We start from the raw sequence: 795 nt of genomic DNA, 5'->3' as shown, positions 1-795 counted from the left end.
AAGAATAAACATATATATTTTCAAATAAAAGGGATAAAATTCCGTTTTAAGGAAAAAAATTCTAGACAAATCCCATAATATGTATTAAAATACTGATTGTTAGAATATTTAAATATAAGGAGTGTTTGATTCATGGATATTAAATTAGAAGAAAATATTGTAGTTCTTTCAGAAGAGGAAATCAAAGATATTAACGGTGGCTCTTGGACTTCTGCCGGGGCGGGAGCTTTAGGTGGAGCTGCTGTTGGTTCAGTATTTGGTGGCCCAATTGGTGCAACTATTGGTGGAATTAGTGGTGGAATTGTTGGAGCTTTTAGCCGATAATTAAATATTTAAGATAAAGCTCTCTTTCTAAATAGATTTAGAAAAAGAGCTTCTTTCTAAATAGATTTAGAAAAAGAGCTTTTATCTTTGTATAGTCATTTATAAAAGAGTACTTATGCTTTATGAAAAATAAGTGTCTTTATTAGCCCTTTATGTTTAGTGAGCAAACATGGTAGTTCTTATTCCTGACAATAAAGTGTGTAAGTTGGATACATCTATGCTACTTACATTTCCACAGGATGAAAACGCAATAGTAACCGTAAGAATTCTCTCGCTTATTATTGCATTTTCATCTTCCATATATTTAAGTATCCTTTTTATTTTACTAATAATATAACTAACTAAATACGGTAATACATGTTTAGTTGATTATATATTTTTTGATGTATAACAAAAATGGTTTAAATGATAACAAAATTACTTCTGAAAACCGAACTGCAATGTAATAAAAATATTTGTTATAGTTATTGT

1 protein-coding gene is annotated in these 795 nt (G+C 28.7%); it reads left to right on the top strand.

What is annotated here, in order from left to right:
* Positions 1 to 132: 132 nt before the first annotated feature.
* Complete coding sequence (locus DN403_RS30825; protein ID WP_098023394.1) at positions 133 to 324, top strand: Blp family class II bacteriocin; 192 nt, start codon at positions 133 to 135, stop codon at positions 322 to 324.
* Positions 325 to 795 lie beyond the last annotated feature (471 nt).

Origin of the sequence: Bacillus sp. AY2-1, from assembly GCF_008368965.1 — a bacterium.
Lineage (GTDB): Bacteria > Bacillota > Bacilli > Bacillales > Bacillaceae_G > Bacillus_A > Bacillus_A thuringiensis_S.
Note: the sequence above shows the minus strand (reverse complement) of the source record. Positions and strands in the feature narration are given on the sequence as shown.

Coding starts and splice junctions, on each gene's coding strand:
- DN403_RS30825 (WP_098023394.1), top strand. CDS start 133: ATGGATATTAAATTAGAAGAAAATATTGTAGTTCTTTCAGAAGAGGAA.